Origin of the sequence: Zhongshania aliphaticivorans (genome assembly GCF_902705855.1) — a bacterium.
GTDB lineage: Bacteria > Pseudomonadota > Gammaproteobacteria > Pseudomonadales > Spongiibacteraceae > Spongiibacter > Spongiibacter aliphaticivorans_B.
Window position 1 is genome coordinate 1 of the sequence record NZ_CACSIJ010000001.1, and the last position, 23,116, is coordinate 23,116.

Here is a 23,116-nt window from a genome sequence, read left to right on the forward strand (position 1 = left end):
GGCTCCTCAGGTTAAAGCCGAAGAGTAAAGCCGCAGCGGGAAGATTATTAGATGGGGTTTATTGAGCGCTTACGAAATAAAGAAGGCGTATGATCGTGCACAGGCTCCAGATGCGGATACTGCACTTGAAAACAGGTACAAATTACATACCAAAACTCATCTCGCTAAGCAGCTAAAAAAAGCTAAAACTGACTTAGAAAAAGCGAGAAAAGAAAACGACAGAATCCTAACACTTTATACATTTTTATTTCAGCTCGTCTCAGAAAAATTCCCCACTGCGATGAGAGAAGTTGAGGAACGTATTGACGAGAAACTAGCGCTTTCAGAGCACTCTCAATAGTGGCAACCAACCTAACCTAATCAACCGCTGCGGGCGACTAATCAGGATCGGCGGAATTCTCAATTGTAGATGCTACTCTTTGGAAAGCGCCTCTCAATCTAACTAAGCGCGCGCGGCCTCTGGGTAGGCAGCCTCCAATGCCGAGTATAGCATATTGGCATTTAGACCTAATTCAGGATTAGCTTGGATTAGATCATGCATTACTTCGTTATCCTCTCTACCGTCCCATATCTTGATGTATGTTCCGTCCTTATAGCCATGTCGTTGTCTAAAAATATTAAGTTGAAGCTTCGACAGAAAGAATTGAAAGAACTCATCAGTCGTTCTTCCACAGAATTCAGCAAGAGCGATCAGTAGCCCCATAATTTCTTCACACTGTTGAGCATTGAGGCTGTCTTTACCAGTAGACTTGTGGATAATTTCCTTGGCGTAGACGTGGGTTTTCGCTATTCTGACGTCTTGGTTTTGTATTGGACTGGTTTGGTGGCGTTCAACCGCCTTGGCGAGATAGGTAGCAGGAATTTCGCTTTCAATGACTCTAGATAGCAAAAAATGATAAATGTCAGTCAGCTCGATAAAAGCCTGACTCCAGTCGGGAGATTGTTTCTTCCACCACTTGAATGAAACATGCTCACAGAATTCTGCCATTTCGACCGTTATCGCGAGCTCCCAGTCGCGCTTTTTTTTCACCCAATCTAGGTCAATAACTTTATTTATGGCATCCTGAGACTCCATGCAATCTAGCACGAGCTGGATGAGAGTGCTTTTCACAGGTTCAGTGCTATTCAAGTTCAATTTTCTCTGACTCCGGTTGTTTGAAATTGGTGGTCGCAGAGAGCTAGTCAATTCGACACACTGCGTTACTATGAGGGGTCGTTTATCTAGCTGCTTTCGTCATTCATCTGCGTATTAACTTTTCATGTAATATATTCCCATAAGTTAATACGATAAGCAAAATGCTATAAGATATTGATTCACTAATAAATATAACGATTGACCTTGGAGAAATTTTAAATACAAATCTACACCTCGGCATCCCTACTATTCTATATGCCGTAAACGAGCACGGTGCGATTGTAAGTAGATTTCGTGTCGTTCAGTAATCCAGCGTAATTGTAGTTTATCGTTTAAGCCCAAACTCTCCCGATCGAGTTCCGAGATCACACTAGAAATGACAATAACTCCCGCGCGATCAAAGCTGATCAGAAAGCGATCAAATAATACATCTAGATTCGCAGTAAGCAGTACTCCATTGAAGACATCAAGGCGCTGCGCGTCTGATTGACATTCCGCCCAGGGTAGCGAGTGACTTGCGCGCAAAATATCTGGCATTGCAACGCCCGTAACTGCACAAGCCTCCCCCCAATAATCGAGCATAGCTTTACGATAAATATCCTGCCCAACACGCTGCCGAACTAAGCGCTCTACTTCGGTGTTCTTAATTTCATCAGGAAACTTCTTCAGTTCTGTCAAGAGCGCAAACTCAAAATCATTCTCGGCCTGCCTCGGTAATGAGTGCGCCAATGCAGCGGCACGACTGAAAACGACAGAGAGCTGGTCAATAGCGCTGCAGACAATCATTTGATCTGTCATTGCGAAATCCCGGCGTAATTCACTGATCAAATCGGGTTTTGCGTTGACGAACTGAGTCTGGTACTTCGAATGCACCACCATCACTTGAGCTTGCAGCGGATGCCTCGCAGAACCCAGCGTCAAAGCAGTGCTGGTTTCAGCCACGGTGTATTCGAAACCGAAATCATGTCCGGACTTTTCAATCAGCGTTCGCGTCAAAGCGTCCATGGAGTTATTCGCCCCATACTGAATCGAAAAGCCGCCGAGTCGATTCGAGCTTTCCCGGTAGACTTTCATGACATACCAACCCCAAATAAGTCGCGGCGCGCGTCGCACCTACATAAAGGTAGCGATCAAATAGCTCTGGCTGTTCCTTAGCTAAGCTGTCGATTCCGGAAAAAAAAACCGCTTCGAATTCAAGACCTTTAATATGCTGAATATCAAACACCCGCACGTCAGTACCCTCACCCAGGGCTTTACCCTCTTCGCAGGCAACTGCGCTGAGGCTTATGTCCTCCAGGTAGCGTGAAAGCCGCTCGGCAGTTGGCTTAACCTCACTCTCAGAGTTCACCAGTACTGCAATAGTTGGCAACTGTTGCACAGAGCGCTCTACCTCTTTGATGCGCTCAGCAATCCAACGGATGCCACTATCGTCGCTTGCGCCTTCAAACAAAACAGGGTTAACACCCTCGTGGGTACTTTCATCTGGTACTTGGCCAAGAGCACTCAAATCTCCACCCTGTAACCGCAGCAGTTCTGCCGCAAATGCATTCAGCTTTCGACTCTGGCGGTAAACAAGCTGCACTGTTCTGATTGAGATAGAAGGCAAAATCCATTTCAGCTGATCCCTTTGTCGAATGCCCGTTGTCGTAATACGCTGATTAAAATCCCCGCAAGCAAAGAATGACTGGCTCTCCAAACTTGTCAGGCTCGCCATACAGGCAAGTTCCAACATCGAAAAATCAGTGGCTTCGTCGACCATGACCTGATTTCGAAACAGCTCAGCAATGTTAACCAGATAGTTGAACCGGGCTTCCTCAGATGATTTGGCCACGAAGCTTTGAGATAACAACTGTCGCGTATTTTTCAGCATCGACAGAACAATTAAATCCAGTTCAGTACCCGTTAGCTGAGTAGTATTAGTTGCCTCACTTGCATAAAAGTCAGCAACCTGTGATTTATCTTTACGAAACTTCTGGTAGCTGGTCGGAATATCCGTTACCAGGCGTCTTTGACTATTGATAAAGCGCCGCAAGCCGTTCTGGAAGCTGATATGCCGACCAATTTCAATCAACACTTCATTACTTGGTATCGCTTCCCCCAGAAACTGTACAACAGCTGCAGAGCGCGACGTTTTTGACAGGCTGCGCTTTAAATATCGGGTTCTCGCCAGAGCTTTGATCGCCGATAAATAGGCGTCCCTACCTACCAGTATTGCGCTGTGGCTCGGTGAGGTTGATTCTTCCTGTTCATCGCTATCGAATTGCTCTTCGTCATCCGGCTCATTGTCCTGCTGTAGAGTCTCCAAGAGCTTCGCCAGTTGTTGGAATACCTCTTTATCACTGTTGTACAGGCGATTGCGCTCTTTTTTCAACAAATCGTCTGCAATCGCCTTGGTATCAACCAACGCTTGTTTTACTACGTTTTCTGCGCCGTCCAAGGCACGATAAACTTCGATCAGAGGACTGTATTTCAACGTATCGGACATGGCTTGAAGAGACTGCAAAACACCCTGCCCGCCAGTAGGTGCCGCAGCTGAAACAATAGCGAGGCCATCCTGCAACTGCTGGCGCAGCCGAGCTTCATGAAACTCTTGAAAGGTCTCATACCAGGTACTGGCATCTTGTACCACTGCCGAGCTGACGAACAGTTGGTCGCTTTTCAGTGTGAACCGGCCACCGTTAGCGCTGCGTAAAATCCCCAGCGTATTACGGGCAATATCATTGCGGAAGCTAACCCAGGTGCGTATGTGCGTATCGGATGCGGGCACCTGTTCTCGATTAAAGGCTTCCTTCAGATAATGCTTCAGGAGCTCTGAAGGGGTAAACATGAGCCAGTTTGTCTGGTGCGGGCGCTGAGCGTTCGACGCTCCGACTAGGCGACGCTCATCGACATCAAGGCTATCCACATCCAGTTTTTGCCCCAGGCGCTTAATCAGCGTGGTAGTTTTACCGGTACCGGGCGGCCCGAGAATCATCAATTGGCTATCCAGCGGCAACCGGAATATTTCACCTTGAAACTGATCGAGAATCGGCTGGTCGCGCAAACCCATGGCTGTACGCACCTCATGACTGATACCTGCCACAACACCGCTTTGTGCTTCAGCCTGCTCCAGCAGGCGATCCAGCTCATCTGCCTCGTCGATCCCTTCTGCCTGTAACAGGGCGCGCAACGATTCAATAGACCAGGTGCCACGATCATAGTGACGATACTGGGTTTGATTTGAATCCCAACCCTCGGCATCTTTGTCGGGTTGAAAATTGGTTTTCTCGATAACCCAATAGCATTTTTTCTTGCCTGCTATTTCAAGGCTGGATTCTTCACCGGGTGGTAGTTCAGCGAAGCGCCCTAATGGGGAGCGGTAGCTGGCAAACTCCTTGCCGGAAGACAACGGCAGATTGCCGGTGCGAGCGATGTAGAGGGTACGCTGATTTTGATCATCATCTTCTAGTACCAGTCGGACGATAGCCGGCTCTTGGCACAATTTCTCTAACACATCACGCTGACCGCGTTGGATGACGTCTAAATTTTGGTAGGATTTGCTTCCGGTCAGGGTATTGCCAGTGGCAAAACTGTCAGTGGCTGCCGCTTGACCCTCACTGAGTTTGCTACTGGCAGTGCTAGCAATTTCAGCAAAGGTATCCAGCGTTTCTTCGGCCAGCGATGAAAAGTCTATATCTTGCATCAAAATCGTCCCCCAATGTCCACCCTGCGCCTATCACTGACTTACCGAATGGAGCCTCATGCAATTTTTACCGACAGTCGATCCAGAAAAAACTTAATGTCTTCAGCCATATCATCAGTGCGGCACTGCGAGAGCTCGTTTATGTGCTCATCCAGTAACTGCAATCGCCCTGACCATAGCGCCATCAAGAACTCCAGAGCGGCTTCGCCTTGTTCGTCATCCCAGTTGCGAATCACAGACATGCAGACATCCGCCATTTGGCGACTGAAGACAGGGTCTACTCGGTAATCCAGTTCCACAGGATGTGCAGCCCGCAAAAGAGATGCTTGAATAACACCGTCATTGTAACGGTCGAAATTGGCAGGGCTAATCAGCGTCGTATGATAGGCCGTGGCGAGACCGCCATTTTCACTCTTGGTGCGCAAGTCATGTAGAACACACTGAATTGTCCAATATACATCTGCCTGCGTTGTCTGACTTAGACGCGCATCATCAAAACCAAGATCTGACCAAAAGGCAAAAGTACGACGCAACTTTAACGGATCGCCTTGAGCGTCACGCAGAAAAAGCTCATCTGAATCAAGAGAATCCGCGATAACACCTTTCCGTCGCGACTCAAGCGAGGCCGGCAAGGAAGCATATGTATCACCCAACGGATCATCCTCACTGGCAGATGTCAGTATCTTACGTTCCCTGTCCCATGCCGTTTCACTGTGTTCCTTAATACGTGGAACGGAGCATGTATTCAGGATGACTAACTCATGCCCACCCTGGCTCAAATCCTTCTCTAACTGTACCTTTGCTTCGTGACTCGGCAACTTGGAAAAACCAACAAAATAAATAATCGTCGAAGAAGAGTGAATACAACGCAGCTTCCTAGCAACAGCCAGCAAACTTCTGCCAGAGGTAATGGCGCCAGCAATTACCATGACGGAGCCTGTATCAGTTAAGTCAGTTTGACTCAGGCTAGACGCTGCTATGAACGTAGGGCCTTCTGGCTCACTTCCAATATACGGCTTGATGGCATCGCACAAAGCTTGCGATCCAGTGTCATCAAGTGTAATGACGGTTTTCAAATCTCGGGAAATATATCGCTTGGCCACTTTGTCCAAGTTTTCTACGAAGGTTACTGATTTACTCGCAATAACTGCTTCAACGTCTATATAAAAATGCTCTTTTGCTCCATCTCCGGTGGAACCAAGCCGGTTCCACTGCAACACTCGCAAAGCAGCAAATTGCCCGAAGAAGTTCTCCCGCCTGCTAGAAAAATCTCGCTTCTTGATAACCAGCAACTCATGTTTCGGGTTTTCTGGTAGAAACTGGTCGCCCGCAATACGAATTGGCTTGGATCCACGCTTACAGAACTCACAATGCGAGGATTTGGTGGAGATCAGCCCCTCTTCAATGGCGTTAGAAACATCAAAAACACCTATTTGCTCTGGAGGAAGATTAATATGAAAGAGAGTGACAATCTGGTTGTTTGGAAGATTAGTTTCACCTAGCAGGCTGGCTGTCAGTGACCCACTGGTGGTCGCTGAAATCAATACCAAGCTGGAGCTATCCTCTACAAAATCATAGGGATGATTTAGCGCTGCGTAAGACTCAAAACTCTCAATGGCTGGAGGACCAAAAGTAAAATCAGAATACAGCCGGATAGCGATGCTGACCAGAAAGGCGATCGATGAGGTGTCAACGTATATGCGCTTTAATTCTGACTTGAAATAGGGAAGCAGTGAAATGGCAAGGAAGGCCACCTCGCCACTGGAAACCAGAAGATTGGAAGCGCGTATAAACTTATCGCAATGGGCCCCCGAAGGTTTTACAAAATGATAGGCAGTATTAGAAACAATCAGCCCGTTATGCTTTTTGAACAGCGCTAGCATTCCACTCTGGAGAATGCTCGCTGAAAGCTCGTCCTTAACAACTTGTCCATCACAGTAGTTGAAAAATCCCGACGAACTACTGACTAAGCAACGCAATCGTTCATCTATCTCACCCACATAAGACCCGAACTCCGAGATGAAGGCTGCATCATCACGGCAGCCCTGCCTCGTATATCCATCTTGAGAGGTGGTAATGAGATAGACATTCTTAGGTACCAAATTCTCTGTCACATCATGCTTCAAAGTCCTTGAAATTGCATCAAGACTAACTTTGGTTTCAGTGAAAATAGCCAGGCTCTTTCGCTGTTGATCATCCGGTTCGACAAATCGGAAGGCAAAACAATGACTCACGACTTTGCCTCCAGTGGTATCAGCACCGTAATTGATACGCCAGCGCAGGGAGCCATTTCCGTAATGCCACCTTCAGCAGGGTTTCCGCTAAGCCAATCGTAAAACCCGCACTCATCATTCGATTGATACGGGGAGTCCATAAAGTTTCTGTACAGTGCCAGCCGACCACTTCGAATTCTGATAAAGCCGCCTAGCTTAGTGAGCCTGTCCATAACTACCGGCAGGCCGTTACCTTTGTTATCAAGCTGAGTGGATGTTTGGCGAAACCGGAAGCACTTCTTGAATATTTGATATTCTTCATCAACAGTCAGGCCGGAGGATAAATTCTGTTCTCGGTGGTCTGCCTGCCAGCGCCCACAAAAACCAAGCCCGGAATCCACAATGCCCAGCTCAACAAAGCGTTTGTTACCCTGCATGCCGTGGGCTTCTGCTGACTTCAGATACTGGTGCAATGCTGGCTGCTTTGCGGTGACGTTGGCGCTGCCTTCCTGGCTTAGATTAACGCCCTGCGTATAGAGAATACGAACTCCTGGTCGCAGCCAATCGGTGCGCGATACACCTCTACTGCCGTGCTCGTGGGTATTTAGGAACAGTTCGAAAAAAATGCGTCCAACCCATTCTAACGCATCTCCAGAAAGTGGCTTTGCGCCCCCGGAAACCCCCATCGATTTATCAACCATGGCTTTAATAATGGCCTTGATCTGGTCTGGCTGTCTGGGCTCAGCATTGCTGCCTGGCCTTTCAATATAAAAATTACGATCGAAAGCTTTAGAGCTGTGATCTACAAAAGCCAACCAACAAAGGCCACCACGTTGTTGGCCATAAGAACTTTTTCCTTGCTGCTCTATTACATGTTTTGCTCGCAGATTTACATCGCGCCGCAAATCTTTATCGGGTTTTTCAGTCATGGCAATCGAAGTAGCACACATTGCAGCCGCGAATTTATGTGGCCTTTCATTGATGTCGGCCAACACATCGCGCGAAGCACTCGGTCGCAGCAATACTTCCCTTAGCGCGGAATTTCTCACCCAGGTATTGGCAGCCTGAATGGCACTTGCGAGGCCGCCAAATGCTGGAGCGGATGTGTCTACCGGCAATTGCAGCTGTTGATCTGGATCATTCCGCAATTGAGCGATAAATTGTTCACATGCTTCGATAGTAATTGTTTTGGGAAAATTCATTAATATGATCCCCTCGATATGAATCCATCGACAAAATTTTCTAAACTGGAAGCCATCACAAATCCCGCCTCAATAAGCGTTCACTGGCTGGTGAACCAAATGATGTCATTATCGACCACAGTTTTTTAACCAAGGTTTCTGGTGGACGAGTCAAGGCTTCATCGCCGCACGGAATATCCTCGCCGCCTAGCCAAGAGAGGCGGGAGGTGTAGGGGACGCGAGAAAAGTCAGTCATAGGTAAATTCGGCACTCATTGAATATGTCAAAGGGTTATATGTCCAGCGGCTTGGCTTCCATGCCGATTCTCTTCCTGAACAGAAAGCCATCCTCCTCCCGACTATGAAGTCTCACTCTCACCAAGCCCTCGAACTCTGAGGAGGCTTTCGTTGACGTGGTGACAATATACTGGCCGGAAGCAGAATGATTGCTCTTTGCCACCCGTAATAGCGCCCAAAACAGCGATTCACTCATCTCTGCCTCTCTTGGAGAATCGTGCAACAAAAATCCTGGATGGCAGCTTTCAGGATGTCCGCTGTCCAACAGGCAAACCAGATCACCGGCTAGCGTTTCCAAAACGCCATAGGTGGTCGAATGCATTGGTCCCATGTGGAAAGGAGGCGTCTTGTCACAGTCGAAATCTCCCCAGGTAAAACCGGGGATGCTCCTAGCAATTAAATCTGCCGCATCTCTCAGAGTTCGCTTGCGATCGGCATACAAAGCTTGCTGTTCATGGATGGCCAGTTTGATCTGGCCAATCTCATTATCCAACGCTGTCTCCTGTTGCTTCAGGTTGGTCAATTCCTGCCACCCCAACGGGTTGGCAATAATATTTTCATAGTGTTCGTATTCAGCAATCGCATTTTCCAACTGTTTCTTTCTGTTAAGGATATCTATTTCCTGGCTGCTGATGTCGCCCAATGATGCTGTGATAGATGCGATATTGCTATCGAAAGGGAAAAGCGACTGCTCCAGCTCATTCAGGAATTGTTGCTGCTGCGCCAATTCTGATTGGTACTCCTCGTTCCTTCGCTGGCGTTCCTTGGTGTCACGGATGGAGCTGAGCTGTACGACATCAATCCGCTCTCGGACATAGTTGCACTCACGAAACAATCGGTTGCCTGGCTCACAGAACCGGGGCAATTTTTCCTGCAAGACATCCGACTCTTTTTTCAGACGTTCGACTTCCGCATAATTACCACTGATAGCCGCTTGTAATTGCGCGATACGATTTGCCACAGCTTTTTTCTGGGTTAGCAGGGGTGTGAATTGCTCAAGTACAGTTAGCCTTTCCTGCTCAACGCTATTGCGTTGCTCTCGAAGCAGTTGGAGTTCGTCAACACATTTTTCAATCTGCTGCTCCGCCAACGCACGCAATGAGGATTCATCAAACAACGAGGCCGCGCGGAAAGGAGAGGATTCATCCACGCCCAGAGCCGTTGCCAATTGGTGCTTTACGTGGGCAAGCAGGTCCGCCGGGCGGCGCTCAAGGTTGGTTATGCTCGAACGCAACTGGCCAAGATCGGATTCTTTGTTCTTTAGTTTATTGTGAAGAGATGCATCCTTGAGGAAACCGAGAACAATTTTGACCACCAGCGCGGGTGACTGCGCGGGCAAGGTAAAGCCAGTTCCTTCAATGCGCCAGTGGTAATAGCTCTGGTAGCGGCTGCCCTGATCGCGGGAACACCAAGCCAGAAGATGTTGCCATTGGATAGGCTGATCTGATCCAGGCAAATTTTGAACCGGCAAGACCTTAACCAGCTTTTCATCGAGTGCCTGCACGTAGGCGTCATGTTCGTTGATCACTTCATTTCTGGCGATCTGCTGCCAGCTTGCCCCTCTGACAGCACGATAGCGTTTCTGGTGTTGCCATGGCTTCAGAACCGTCCAAGCTTCACCTTCTATGTGCACGCGGGCGGCAACCGCACCACTTGGCATAGCATTACACAACTCCTCACGCAGGGGTGTGCCAGCGGCCCACTGAGGATCTTCCAATACAAAACGCAGTAACTGGCAGAAAGCTGTCTTGCCTACACCATGGCCCAGGCTACCCTCCATGGGCTCCGACAGTATCAGGTTCAAACCGAGTTGCAGAGGAATTTCCCGCAGCGGGGATTCCGATTCCAGGGATTCGAGCAACCACAGAGTTTCCACCCACACCCTAGGTTGGGTAAGACTGGTTTTGTGGGTTTCTCCAATCGTTGTGTCCATTACCTTATGCCTGTTTATTGGCTTTTGTAGAGGCAGTCACATCGGAGTCTTCTTTGTCACCCATTTTAGAATTATCGAGTATCGATTGCTGATCTTTGTAACCTTTTAACAACAGACTGGCCAGAGTTAAGGTACGCCCGTCACCGAGAACATTGCTCAGCTCATTGCTGTTGGTTACATCCAAGAACTCCCCGAGCAAGTCCCCCAGCCATCGCATAACCGCGGGCAGGCGTTCCAGTCGCTCTTGTGAGCACCACCGTTCCAATGCCTCGCCGTACTCACCTGTCTCAGCTTGCGTTAACAATACCAGGCGTAAATCCTGCTCGGACGTAGGCCCACCTTGAATCACCAAATCGCAGACAAGGCCGGCGAGCCAATCCTCATCTTCGCAGCAAGGTACTGTGTCTGACAAATACTCTAAGTAGGGCGTTGAGCGGCGTTCAATTTTCTGCTTCTGGGTGGGCCGCACGTAGTGCTGACCTGCAGCAATGCGATAGGGATCTTGAACGGAATTTAGCTCTCCCGATTCCAATTTTTCCCACGCTTCTAGCACTAGGCGTTGGGTGCGGTATTTGTTATATAGCCGCTCATCACTTCGCTTTAATACCGCAAAGGTCTCTGATGGGTAGCCTGGCTTGATTGATTCAGGGTCGAGAATAAATTGAAGTTCTTCCCTGTCGATTCCATATAGCTTCCCATAATAGGCATCCAGCTCCGCTTGAATCATTGCGCGCTCCTCTTCCTTAAACTCAAACGGAGGATTGTCATACCCCAAATCTGTAGCCCATTCCGCCATGTCAAATGAGGTGTAAGTAAGTTTAAGCACTCTTTTTACTATGAATTCAATGTCATTCGGGCTGTACATTTCCGGAGGCAAAACAGGTAACTGCTTGACTATAAAAAAATTCATAGTCAAGCCACCGATTTTTTGTCGAGCAAAATAATCAAAGCAAATCGATGTTAGGTTTGCCTGCAACAAAGAAACCATTTTTGTATCTTGATCGGATAGCAATAGCGGATATTTATTACCAACAGCAACTCGAGGAATTATTGTCCCAACAAATGATCGAGCACTAGCGCGAGAGTCGGTAACATCTCTGAATCCAAGAGCCCATTTTCTATTCCAATTCTTGTCTTTGTATCGGCTTTCCATTTCCTGTTTTGGAACCCAATAAAAAGGCATCGGCTCATAGGACATATCTTTCAATATATCTAAAGGCGTTTTTGGAAGTATATGAGCTCGCTCTCCCTGAGTCTGTCTAAAGTCGCTGTATCTATGATTATAGTGATACACCATCTTCGCTTCATAAAGCGGCACATACTCGGAATCACCTTTAATAAAGTGATTCCCATCCAGCTCATAACCTTCACCCGCCAAATCTTCATAGGCTTTGAACAGGTGGCTGTCGTTGGACATATGGAACATTGCCATGAAGCGAATGCCCCATGGATTGACCTCAGGCTGGTCACCGCTAGCCTCACGTATTAGAACCGGCACTCGCTGATAGATTTTCTTGGTAATCTCGGCATCGTAGCGTGATTGAAAAATCGGGCAGGTCAACGTATTCGGGTTAACCCGGAATATATCTTCAGGACTTAAAGTGAAGACCCGCTCAGGATCATGCAGATGTTCTATCTTTTTGCCCTGGAAGAGAAAACGTGTTTCTGAGATTTTCTGCGCTGAGCCAACAATTGTTGTCAAAGCAAAACGCAACATATGTCCTTGGCCGGCACCGGCGAAGAATCCTTCATTTTCAAACTCAAAAAAGCTATCCAGAGACTTCTTCGATATCAGCTCTCCAAAAAAGTCCTTGGTTGAGTTGTCGGTAGCCAAACCAGACGGCACGATAAAACCTGCCCGCCCCAGTGGCGCAACAATTTGATATATGGTTTCGCTGAACAGTGCATAGGTATTTACATCACCCACGCCGGTTAATGCATAACGCCCGCCCTCATCGCCATTCACATGCATAAAGGCACTGGCCGCTTCAGCAGTGCGTTTTGCGATAACAAATTCATTAAATAAACGTACTTCAGCGGCGCATTCGTGATCGGGGTGATGCAGTTCCGGCAGCAGGTGTTTGGCCAGCATACCCTCACTGAGCCACTGAATACGCTGGCTACGTTCGGCCTTGTTTTTTGCCTTGGCCACATCGGTATTGCGGGTGGCAAAGAATTCTTCTTCCTGTAATTTTATGCGCTCCCAAGGCGGATTTCCGAGCACACAATCGAAACCTCCCTGAGCAAACACTTGCGGAAATGCCAGTGGCCAGTGAAATACTTTGGCTTCGCCGCAGACGTTGGTGGCCACTTCGCGCTGGATGTTGTGTTGGGCATTGTGACTTTCACTGACCAATTCCAGATACACACTCGCGGTGGTGGGAATCTGCGCTTGGCTAGCTACGGTTTTCGGCAACAGAAATGCCCCCAACAGCATATCGGCGGCGTGGCGCAGGTGACTATTTTGAGATTTATCCAAAAAGCCTTTGTAGGCAGCCTCCTGCTTGGCAATTTGATTGGTAGTGGTTTGCGGCATGGCCTCGATGGTGGTGAGTTCTTTCAGGCCAGAATCGGTAGTCAGAAATTCATCCACTTGTTGGAACTGCGCGGCGTTACGCTTTTTCTCCAGATCTTTCAGCGCAGCGGTATTGATTTTATTAAGTGCCGTACACACTGGTTTTTCATCACCCGAAAGTGGCTTAAACGCCGCTTTGGGTATGCCGTATTCCAGTGCCTTCAAGTCGGTCAGGCCCAGCAGGGCGTCGCCGCACTGCAGGTGGTGATCGATGAAGGACAGCGGCTGGCCTTCTTCAAAACTCTCCAACCACAAAGCGGTGCGGGCCAGCTCCAGCGCCATGGGGTTGCGGTCGACCCCGAAGATGCAGTGGCTGACAACTTCTCGCAGCGCATGACGATAATCGGCGGGCTTTACTGCGCCATCTTCACTGCGCAGCAGTGCCAGCTCCTGTGCCAGGCGACGAGCCGCTGCTAATAGAAAGTGACCACTGCCACAAGCCGGGTCAATCACGCGGATGCTGAGCAGCGCTTCTGTGGGGTTGGCTTTGCTATCGGCTAATCGCTGTTGAATGACCGGTTCCAGTGCGGATTTAATCAGCTCCTGCACCAGAGAGTCGGGCGTGTAATAGCTGCCACTGGTTTTGCGGGCATTGCCGGCGGTGGAGCCTTCGGAGGTGATACCGACAAAGCCAAAGGTTTTGGCCTGCAGGTTAATTTCCGGTACCAGCTCCAGCAGGCTTTCATAGACACTGCCCAGCTCCTCCGGCCCCATATTGCGGTAATCCACCGGTGCCAGTGAGCCGTCACTTTTGTTGGCAACGACAGGGGCCCAACGCAAATTTCGAATGGCGGTAAGCAGATGACTGTTGCTCAGGCTAGCACTGTCCAGCGCCGGGCATTGTGCAGAGTTAAACAAACCGCCCAATGCAGGCAGAGCCAGACGAGGTTCGCCTTCGGCCAAGCCGCCAAACACAATACGCAGGGATTGCCAGTGGTCATCAAAGCGGTTGAGGTTGCGGCGCTTTAAGCAGGCATCGCGCAGGCGACCAAGGGCATAGCCCTGGGCGTAGGCGCGGCGCGCAAGTTGGGTTTGCTTGCTGTCCTTTTCACCTGCTTTGGGGGATGGATGCAATACGCCACGTTCTTCCACGGTGAATATAAAGATCAACCGATACACCAGGCGCAGTAACTGCTGGAAGCAGGCATCTTTGCTGAGTTCACCACTATCGAGCTGGTTACGCAGCTGCTGGTTGGCCGGGTGCTGAATAAAGCCTTCACCCAATACCAGCAGAGCTTGCTCGACACCGTTGCGCAAACCGTCGCGCACGCGGGTGCCTTCGGCCTTGCCCGTTTCACGCCAGGCTTCCCAGATACTGTGTTCGGGTTTGTGGTTAAGCGCGGCTCGGCTGGCATGCAACAGGCGCCAGACGGTGGCAAATTCACTGAAGCGCTGGCCTTCGAGCACATCCTGTAAATCGATTTCCAGAAAGCTTGGCCGCGTTAGACTGGCCGCATCGCGCAGTAAACGCAGTTGTTTGCCGTTGCTAACGATGGCCCACAGGTGGGCATCGCTGGCGTTTAATAATTCCTGCGCTAACTGAAACGCGGATTTCTTGCGACTGCCGCTGCCGTCGATGGCAAAGATTGGCAGGCTGTCGTCCAGTTTGGTATTGAAGGGCGCGACCACCACCGGCACATGGCCCGCAAGAAAGGTAATGGGGTAAGCGCGATCGAGAATCTGGATAGCCCCCGGCCGTTGCAATGTGCTGTAGGCGAAGACATCGCGCAGCAGTTCTTCAACAAAGGTTTGGGTGATGGTCAGGGCATCGACATCTTCCCGCTCCAGCGCGGGTGCAAAGTGTTTCCACTGAGCGCAGGCAATCTGAAAGGCGCGGCTGTAGTCGTCTTTCAGTTTCAGGCCCTTAGGGGTTTGGTAGTCGGCTTCGGTTTGCAGCCTGGCCTGGCCGAGGGCGGCCTTTTCGAGGTGATCAGGCAGAAACAGCGCGCCCTCTAAGGTTAGGCTCGGTAGATTCAATGCGCTTTTGGCGGTGCGTTTCACTTTTCTCATTATTGTTCCTTACAACGCATCGGGCAGCAGTACATAGACACCAATAACATCCACTGGCAAGCAGGCTGACACGCTGTATTGGCCCACATCGCGAGCAGCTTCGCGCACACGTTTATGGTCTTCCAATAGGGCTTGTGCGCGCTCGGTGGCCAGTGCCTCCAGTTTTTGCTGATTCTGTATCAGAAAGTCGCTGGCGTAGTTGATCTCCCGCGTCATGGCTTCGAGGGGCAGATTGCCCGTTGGCACGCATTCGAGCAGGCGATTTACTTCCGGCCCCATCAGCCATTCGGGATTGGTGCGACCTTTGACGGCCAGGGCTATAGTTTCTTCTGCCATTAGTTGGAAGGGCTCACGGCGACGCACATATTCCAGTTGGTGGCGCAGGCGCAGCAAATAAATAGTGGTGACGACCTCGATACTGTCGGTTTCGGCGGCGGCGCAGCGGGCAGCCAGGTTGCTATCGCCCTGCAGACTTTCTTCCAACAAATGATCTGCCAATGTACTCACCAGCGGGTGACTGCGGTGCAGTTCGTTGAAATCAATCAGCAAGGGTTGATCAATACCCTCGTCCGCCAGGCGCTGGCGTAAGTTATCAGGTGTGTATTGCGGCAAAAAGCGGTAGCGATTGCCCTTGGCGGTTTCCAACGGTGCGTTGAGACGAGCAGCAGCAGTTTTGATAAATCGCTGCACGTCTTCGTGAGTGCCCAATGACTCTTGTTGCTTTTGCCATTCAGGCATAACTTCATCCGGCTGGATACGGCGCTGAGCAAATACGGTGCGGTTGGCCTTGGCTTTGGCAAGCGCGTCCTGCCATTTTGTTTCAAGCGGTGCCAGGGTTTCTACGGCATCAGCGAACAGGTCTGGGGTATACGGCGTGGACATTTTGGAACGCTTCATCAGCGCGGCTTTGACCAGGGCCTGATTGATGCGGGTATCATCTTCCGGCATGGGCACTAACACACCCAGCTCCTTCTGAATGGCTTCGCCTTTACGCAGAATAACATTCAGGACAAAACCATCGACGGGGTTGTCCTGACCATAGAGCATAGTGCAGCGCACTTCGCTAGCCTGCTGCCCAAAGCGGTCGACCCGGCCTTCGCGCTGTTCGTGGCGAGTGGGGTTCCAGGCCAGGTCGTAATGGACGACGGCAGTGAACAGATGTTGCAGGTTGATGCCTTCGGACAGACAATCGGTGGCGACCAGAATACGCTGCGCACCCTCTTCCATTTCTTCGACTTTTAAACGGCGCTCTTCGGGAGTCAGTTCGCCCGTCACCGCATCCACCATCAGTTTCGGGAAGTGTTTTTGCAGGTGTTCGGCAACATAATGCGCTGTTGCTACGTAGCGACAGAAAACGACCGGATGAAAGCCTTCCTGAATGAGCCCTTCGAGGTGTTTTATCAGCGACGCCAGTTTGGGATCGCCCTGCTTGCCGCTTAGGCGCCCGGCTTCATCAATCAACTGTTGCAGTGCGTGATTGCCGATTTGAGCCGGCGGCTCGCTATCGGATGCCGATAGATCATCGGCTTCACCGTCGTGAATGCGTTCATCGGCGAGTAACTCATCTGGCGTTTGCAATCCTTCAAGACGATTGCTGAGCGCCTTGACGGCCGCTGCCGGGGAGGAGGCGACACAACGAAGCAAGGCAAGGGTGGCGTACCAGATTAATCGCGCGTCTTGCTCACCACGCTGTTCAACGCTTTCTGCCAATTCAAGGCAATAGTTTTGGACGGCATCGAAAAAGCCACCCCAATCTCCGCTGAGCTGGTAGGTGACTTCGGTTTTCATCCGGCGCGGAAAGCCGGTGCCTTCGTTGGTTTCAGCTTGCCATTCGGTGATGTCTTTACGGCGGCGCTGGACAAAATGACGCGCCAGCTCCTGACGCAACGGGTCATTGGCGGAGGTGCGGTTTTGTAGTTCTGCGAATTTAGGGTTAAGCAGAGAAATAAGGTTGTAAAAGGCGGTTTCGTCACCGGAATGTGGTGTCGCGGTGAGCATGATCAGGTGGCGCTCTTCATTGGCGGCGAGACGTTGCAGTAACTCAAAACGCAGCTGCTTACCCTGGCCGGAAGCGGCACAAGTATGTGCTTCGTCCACAACAATACATTCAGGCGCAATCGAGAGAAAGTGCTCGCGGTGGCGTTCGCTTTTGATGTAATCGAGGCTCACCACGATGATGGAAAAGTGATCCATCAGGCTGATGCCATGGGGGACTTCCCGTTCGACGCGACTGGCGGTAGCGGAGGTGAGGGCCACGGCCTGCAAGTTGAAACGGTTCTCGAGTTCCGATTGCCACTGTTCTACCAAGTGAGGCGGGCACAGCACGGCGAACTTGGCGATTTCGCCGCGATCCATTAGCTCACGAACGATAAGACCTGCTTCAATGGTTTTACCAATACCCACGTCATCGGCAATCAACAGACGTACCGTACTCAAGCGCAATGCCATCAGTAGGGGCACGAGCTGATAAGCGCGTGGCTCAACGGCGATATTGCCAAACGAGCGGAACGGTCCACCGCCGGTGCGCAGCTTCAGCCGCAGGGCATCACGTAATAACAAAGCGCCGGAATGGTTGCCGGGTTTTTCTGCATTGGGCCAGGGGAAAGTCGCTGACTTGACGGGTTCAAGCTCCAAATCTGGAATCAGCGCAATAATATCGTCGTCGGTACCACCCAACGGGCGAAGGCGAAGCCACTCAGGGCCGGATTCATTTTGTACCACCCATTCACGACCGCGGGCATGCACCAAATTGCCAGGTTGATAATTGTAATCCTGCGTCATTGCGCTGCGTCCTCTCTCACGCCAAAGACGTCGGCGTGATGGCTAAACAAGTTGTTCCATGTTGTTGGGTCGGTGGCATCAATACAAATCCAACCTTTGTCGGTCAACTGCTGCAGAATTTCTTCCGTGAGCGTTTCGGTAAACACCAAGGCTCTAACGTTTTTATATTGTGCCGTAGCCGTGGCAGCTCCCCCTGACACACTGACAAATGTTGTATCCGGTTGATTAAGCCCTTGCTGACTTATTTTGGCCAGTAACACCTCGCCCAACCCGTCTTGTGGAAAAATATCACCACTATTTGTCGCCTCTGGTGTTGAGAGTTGACTGAGCTGTGTGGCATCTACGTTTGCGTTGGCAAGCGCGACCAATAGCTTCAGAGCATCAGTATTGCGACGATTGATGTACTCATGATCAGGTTGGTTGAAATAGGAAAGCAGGCACTGATAACAGCCAGCTTCGCACAGAGCATTGTTCAGCTCATTTTTCTTTTCTAATGAGGTCAGCTGGCTTGTACTCCAGTCACCATCCGGCTTTTGAAAATGCATGATCTCTAGAGCTTTGCTGGCGACCAGTGGCAGACTTTCAGCCTCTGAGGCCAACCGAGTAAGGACGCCGGCGCCACCTTCGGCAGCTTCGTAAAACAACAGGGATTTTCTATCATCCAGCTTCGGTAATGGCTCGGCAACCAGTTCGGACTCTTCAATCTGAAACATCATTTCTATACCACGTTTTAGCGCGGCCTGCACGGTAGCCATAGCCTCGATAGACAGTGGTTTGAGCGGCTGAAGAATCAGCAGGTTTCGGTGATCCTCTACGAAAGGCACAATACGCTGGTTAGAGACCTTATCGATAGCACCTTCTTCTTTACTTATGTCATCTTCGCTATTGGGGTCGTCCTGTTTACTCCAAGTTCCAGTTATCGGATTAATGTAGAAACCGAGCTGATTTTTGTCTTTTCTGCGCCGCCATCCGCGGTTAATTCTCCATATGCGTGCCGCAGGTGCGTAGGTCAATTCGGCGAGCGCTTCTTCTTCGGCATTTACTATGGCTTTTTGCTGCTGGATTTTGCCGTCTGGACCTGGCAGGAACCGGTAGGTAGTTTGGAGTTCGAAGCCTTGGCGTTGGCGATCTTCGTCGTTGATTGAAATTCGCTCGACGGGCACTGTTTCGACGGTTTCAATGCGATAAAGCTCTTTAACCCAATTTTCCTCTGTTAACAGGGCATCGCAGTTTTCACAACGCTCCACAAGAGGTTCATCGCCACCGGGTTGGCCAAGATGGCCATAGCCACATTCACCACATACCCTGGAAGTAATAGTTGAGAGAGTGCTGTTACCAGAGATGTGGTCACTGTTACCAACATTCAGTTTGGCACGCACAACGCGATACATTCTGCCCTGATGATAGATAAGACTACGCGGACCAAATTCAGATAAGGCCAAAAAGCGCGGACGACTCACCATACTGCCATCCTCTTCTTTACCTGAAGTTTGTCCACCTCGAGCCGGTATCCAAGCCATTAATGGCAGACGCGGGAAATTGTAACCTGGCAAGAAGCCTTGGCTTGCCAGATAGCGATAGGTGTAAAAATCTGAATTCTGGGTGTTACCAGTTTTTAACAATACTCCGTACTGATTAGCAGCATCGCCCCACCTACGCTTTGCGTTAGTTCTTTCCAAATCAGTCGCAGTGTGGCTTTTCGCAACGGCTTCGGCCATATCCATCTGCGTACGGGTAGCATCAAATAGGGCGCGCCAGCGATCCAGAGCCCGGGAAAAATTTTGTGGGGCTTGGTTTATAACGGAATCAATATAGTCTGCAGTAAACCAGTGACTGGTATTTAATTCATTCGTCAGCTGATTAATAACGCCTTGCGCAGCTGATCTTGCCTTTTCTATCACTGCAGGGTCTGACAGCTTTTGCATTAATGCTGTTTGCAAGGGTTTAGCCACTTCTTCAAGATTAATCAACGGTTTTATGCTGTTATCTAACTGGATTTCGGCAGCCGCCAACCACACGGCATGCAAGTGGCTTTCAATAAGCTCCCTGTTGCCCAAATCCAGCGTTGGTGCTTTCACCACGCCATGAACCATCTCATTGGCATTATGAAAAAACCACTGATCGTGTGGGCTAAGTGATGCACAATACGTAATGACAAGGGCCTGTTGGCCTGAGCGGCCCGCACGGCCACTCCGCTGCGCATAGTTTGCAGGAGTCGGTGGGACGTTACGCAAGTAAACAGTGTTTAATGCCGAAATATCGACACCCAGCTCCATGGTTGGAGAGCAAAACATCACCGGCAGACGCTCCAGCGGCGTTTCGTGCCCAGGCTCCTCTAACCACTCCTTTTGATCTTTTTCGGTATAGCGGAAGCGTTGTTCCAACAATTGACGCCGCCCAGCATCAACTTGGGCGGTATGCTCTTGAGCTTCAAAATAGAATAGTGGATGGCTGGGCTGCTTGAGCAATTCCGCTAGGTTAAGGTAAAGTTGGCGAAAGTATTGATTGGTAGCATCGCTGCCTTCAGTAGGTTTATCAGTGAGAATCCACTCTAGCGCTGACGCATTGAGGCGGAAACCTGCTAAACCTTTTTCAACGCTGTGCTTTTGTACGTACCCATAAAGAATCGCTATTTCTAGGAGCGCGGCAACTATCTCAACCCATTCAGTATCTTTCCATGTACTTACCTGATCTGCGAAAGAGGTGTCTTTCCAAAACTCTGCATTCTTTACTATTTTTATAACACGAGACCTTTCCGCGGCAGAGACTAAATCATTCCTAGGTTTGCCTTTGTATTCAGGCCGCTTTGCCAGAATTAAGAACTTGGAGGTCTCCAACTTTTCATCAGAGGCGAATGCCCAGCGCTCATTCAAATAGCTAAAGGCGCTATTTCTAGCCTTATCCTGTTCGACAGAGTCTAGGTAGCGGCTTTCAAGGCACAACGCTCTTCGCATTTCATCGAAGAGCACCCCGCACAGATTGGCCCTATTAAATGCATTGAGTTTTACTAGCACAGAGTTCTTACTGCTTTTAAATAGGTCGTCTTCCGCACAGAACGCATCCAGTCCCCTATAGCCGATCTGCAATAATGCAAGTTGGTCCAAATTTGGATTATTGAAACGCCAACCTCTACGCAAATCTCGCATTAGTCGATAGCCAATGATATATCGCAGAGTTCTTTGCGCTTCTTGCCTGGCAAGCCCCATTAGCTTTGGCGTTTTTAGATACTCCGCTAGAGTGCTTTCATCGACGCCACTAAAACCTAATGCATTGAAAACTTCTTCAGACAGTTTCTCTTCGTCCAACATAAGTTGGTTGGCTTGCAACGCTCCGATCAACCCGGAACGCAGTGTTAAGAGAAAAATAAAATCATTAAAATGTCCCGCCTGAAGCGCCGCGTCCTGTCGGTTGTCAGAAAACCCCAAAAGCTTTCTTGGGTCAGGCACACCGTCCGGCAAAGTCTGAAGGGAAAAAAGCTGGCGCAATGCAGAGAGCGTTAGTACCGTTGTGGCAGATGAACGACCCTCCCCGGACAAGCTTGCAAGGCGGTTAATGTCTTTGCCGTGAGCTTCATGCAACTGGCTACAACTCAGACAAAAACGGAATTTTCCAGGAATATACCAATACCGCTCCCCACGCCCTTCAATCCCCTGAGGATCGATAGTAAATTCAATGGGACGAGCATTCTTGTAGTTGTACTTTAACTTAGGCTCAGCCCTTGAAAAATCTATCCAAGCTTCCGGTAGATCTTCAAGTTGACCTTTGAAGCTTATGTGAGCTCCTGTCGGACAGAGGAATCCAAAATTAAGCTCTTCATTATCCGCAGTTGTGATTTCACCTATATCTCTTGGGTCAAATCTGACTTGACCATGCGTAGTTTTCCAAACGGGGTGGTATTCTTGCCCACAATCTCTGCAAAAGTGAGTTGGATATAGTTGAATCGCTTGATCCTGCTTGCCGGGGGCAAATCGCTGCGCATCAAGCGTAATTACTCTAGAGCCTACCGGCTCTAAAGTTGCTAAAACCTTGCCTGGACCACTAATAAACTGGTGTAACTTGAAAGCAAAGGGCGCTCGCCCCTGAGGGGTTTTAACATCATGCGCGGCGACTAAAAACTTTTGTAGCGCAATAGAAGCATCTCGCTTAGTTACACCGGCGTCATCCGCAAGCAATTCAGCGGCTGAATCCAGTGTTTTCGGCTTCGCACGCTTTGGTGGTTCATCATTTGGAATTTCGATACCTAGGTTTAACTCCACCCATATAGCCAATGGCGAATCCTTAAATTCTTCGAAGCCCTCCCAAGAGAAACTCGCCTTTTGAATTTCCGATTTCAAAAATAATTTAATCGCAGCTACATCTTTTGAGGGTGTCGTTACTCTTTCGAGAGTCTCCCCAATGACATCGTGCTCGGATATTTCTGCGCCAAACAACTTACCGGCAACATCTGCAACCACACGATTTCGATCCATCTGTTTGCCAGTGCTAGACATGGTTGCAGAAGTGCCAATACACGTCATGTCCTCAGCATTTAGGCGCTCCCTCAGCCTTCGAACCAGCACCGCAACATCTGCGCCTTGACGTCCTCTATAGGTATGCAGTTCATCGAGAATCAAAAAGTCCAAGCCTTTACAATTCTCAACCACCCTTCTATCAACGTCTTCATAACGCGTTAGAATCAGTTCCAGCATCATGAAATTAGTTAGCAATATATCAGGTGGATTATTAGCAATCTGCTCGCGCTGAGAGGCGCTTTCTTGACCGGTATAGCGAGCCACAGTGAATGGCCGCTCTTCTGTTGGAAAATCAACTAGGAATTTATCAAGCTCTTCAAGCTGACTGTTCGCCAGCGCATTCATTGGGTAGATGACAATTGCCTTGGTGCGAGCTGTAGAATCCCGATCTTTGCCTCTGAGGATGCTATCAACGACAGGTATAAAAAACGCCAGCGATTTACCTGAACCGGTACCGGTTGTAACTACATAGCTCTGCTTTTCTTGCCCTTTTGCCAGAGCTTCAATTTGATGTTTGTACAAGAATAAAGGATCGGACCTCCCCTCAGTTTTACCTGTACGAAATATATCAGCACAAAGAGGATGCAAAACACCATCTTTGGCTAATTCCTGCACAGTGCCTTTGCGCTGATAGTTGGGGTTTATCTGTATGAGAGGTTGTGGCCAATAACGACCTCCAGAGTACTCTTGCTCAACGACAGCCTTTATATCGCTAGCGGCAATAGACACAAAACTCCTAGAAAACGAACTGTAATCAGCGATCAACTCATCCCTAAAGTTAAACACATTTTCCATTATT

The 23,116-nt window shown here is 49.6% G+C and carries 11 protein-coding genes; 1 reads left to right on the forward strand and 10 read right to left on the reverse strand.

All coding sequences use genetic code 11. The features are described 5' to 3' along the window. The first annotated feature begins 61 nt into the window (after positions 1-61). On the forward strand, positions 62-340 hold the full coding sequence (locus GVJ32_RS00005) for a hypothetical protein (protein ID WP_159237972.1): 279 nt from the start codon (positions 62-64) through the stop codon (positions 338-340). Positions 341-442: 102 nt separating this feature from the next. Here GVJ32_RS00005 and GVJ32_RS00010 read toward each other — a convergent pair whose 3' ends face one another. The 10 genes from GVJ32_RS00010 to GVJ32_RS00055 all read right to left on the reverse strand — a co-directional run bounded on the left by GVJ32_RS00010 (position 443) and on the right by GVJ32_RS00055 (position 23,112). Next, positions 443-1,129: a dUTP diphosphatase gene (locus GVJ32_RS00010; RefSeq protein ID WP_159237974.1), complete on the reverse strand. Its 687-nt coding sequence runs from the start codon at positions 1,127-1,129 to the stop codon at positions 443-445. 252 nt (positions 1,130-1,381) lie between these two features. Next, positions 1,382-2,209 carry an HNH endonuclease gene (locus GVJ32_RS00015; protein WP_200841291.1) on the reverse strand — a complete coding sequence of 276 codons (828 nt, stop codon included), beginning with the start codon at positions 2,207-2,209 and terminating at the stop codon, positions 1,382-1,384. Then, complete coding sequence (locus GVJ32_RS00020) at positions 2,145-4,817, reverse strand: ATP-binding domain-containing protein (RefSeq protein ID WP_159237976.1); 2,673 nt, start codon at positions 4,815-4,817, stop codon at positions 2,145-2,147. The genes GVJ32_RS00015 and GVJ32_RS00020 overlap by 65 nt, the downstream gene beginning before the upstream one ends. A gap of 56 nt (positions 4,818-4,873) precedes the next feature. Next, complete coding sequence (locus tag GVJ32_RS00025) at positions 4,874-7,051, reverse strand: hypothetical protein (RefSeq protein ID WP_159237978.1); 2,178 nt, start codon at positions 7,049-7,051, stop codon at positions 4,874-4,876. Further along, complete coding sequence (locus GVJ32_RS00030) at positions 7,048-8,232, reverse strand: hypothetical protein (RefSeq protein WP_159237980.1); 1,185 nt, start codon at positions 8,230-8,232, stop codon at positions 7,048-7,050. The genes GVJ32_RS00025 and GVJ32_RS00030 overlap by 4 nt, the downstream gene beginning before the upstream one ends. 55 nt (positions 8,233-8,287) lie before the next feature. After that, a complete protein-coding gene (locus GVJ32_RS00035; RefSeq protein ID WP_159237982.1) occupies positions 8,288-8,467 on the reverse strand; it encodes a hypothetical protein in 180 nt (59 codons plus the stop codon). 35 nt (positions 8,468-8,502) lie between these two features. Further along, positions 8,503-10,440 carry a chromosome partitioning protein ParA gene (locus tag GVJ32_RS00040; RefSeq protein ID WP_159237984.1) on the reverse strand — a complete coding sequence of 646 codons (1,938 nt, stop codon included), beginning with the start codon at positions 10,438-10,440 and terminating at the stop codon, positions 8,503-8,505. Positions 10,441-10,444: 4 nt separating this feature from the next. Further along, positions 10,445-15,025 (reverse strand): Eco57I restriction-modification methylase domain-containing protein, encoded by a 4,581-nt coding sequence (locus tag GVJ32_RS00045; protein WP_159237986.1) that lies wholly within the window; start codon positions 15,023-15,025, stop codon positions 10,445-10,447. A gap of 9 nt (positions 15,026-15,034) precedes the next feature. Beyond that, entirely contained in the window at positions 15,035-17,806 is a 2,772-nt protein-coding gene (locus GVJ32_RS00050) for a helicase-related protein (RefSeq protein WP_159237988.1), read from the reverse strand. Beyond that, the gene (locus GVJ32_RS00055) at positions 17,803-23,112 is read right to left on the reverse strand and encodes a DEAD/DEAH box helicase (RefSeq protein ID WP_159237990.1); all 5,310 of its coding nucleotides are present in this window, start codon (positions 23,110-23,112) and stop codon (positions 17,803-17,805) included. Before GVJ32_RS00055 ends, GVJ32_RS00050 begins: the two co-directional genes overlap by 4 nt. Positions 23,113-23,116: the final 4 nt, after the last annotated feature.

What these genes read in the sequence shown, in the direction of transcription:
- GVJ32_RS00015 (WP_200841291.1), bottom strand. Translation starts at nt 2,209, where the DNA reads ATGAAAGTCTACCGGGAAAGCTCGAATCGACTCGGCGGCTTTTCGATT.
- GVJ32_RS00020 (WP_159237976.1), bottom strand. Translation starts at nt 4,817, where the DNA reads ATGCAAGATATAGACTTTTCATCGCTGGCCGAAGAAACGCTGGATACC.
- GVJ32_RS00030 (WP_159237980.1), bottom strand. Translation starts at nt 8,232, where the DNA reads ATGAATTTTCCCAAAACAATTACTATCGAAGCATGTGAACAATTTATC.
- GVJ32_RS00035 (WP_159237982.1), bottom strand. Translation starts at nt 8,467, where the DNA reads ATGACTGACTTTTCTCGCGTCCCCTACACCTCCCGCCTCTCTTGGCTA.
- GVJ32_RS00040 (WP_159237984.1), bottom strand. Translation starts at nt 10,440, where the DNA reads ATGGACACAACGATTGGAGAAACCCACAAAACCAGTCTTACCCAACCT.
- GVJ32_RS00045 (WP_159237986.1), bottom strand. Translation starts at nt 15,025, where the DNA reads ATGAGAAAAGTGAAACGCACCGCCAAAAGCGCATTGAATCTACCGAGC.
- GVJ32_RS00050 (WP_159237988.1), bottom strand. Translation starts at nt 17,806, where the DNA reads ATGACGCAGGATTACAATTATCAACCTGGCAATTTGGTGCATGCCCGC.
- GVJ32_RS00055 (WP_159237990.1), bottom strand. Translation starts at nt 23,112, where the DNA reads ATGGAAAATGTGTTTAACTTTAGGGATGAGTTGATCGCTGATTACAGT.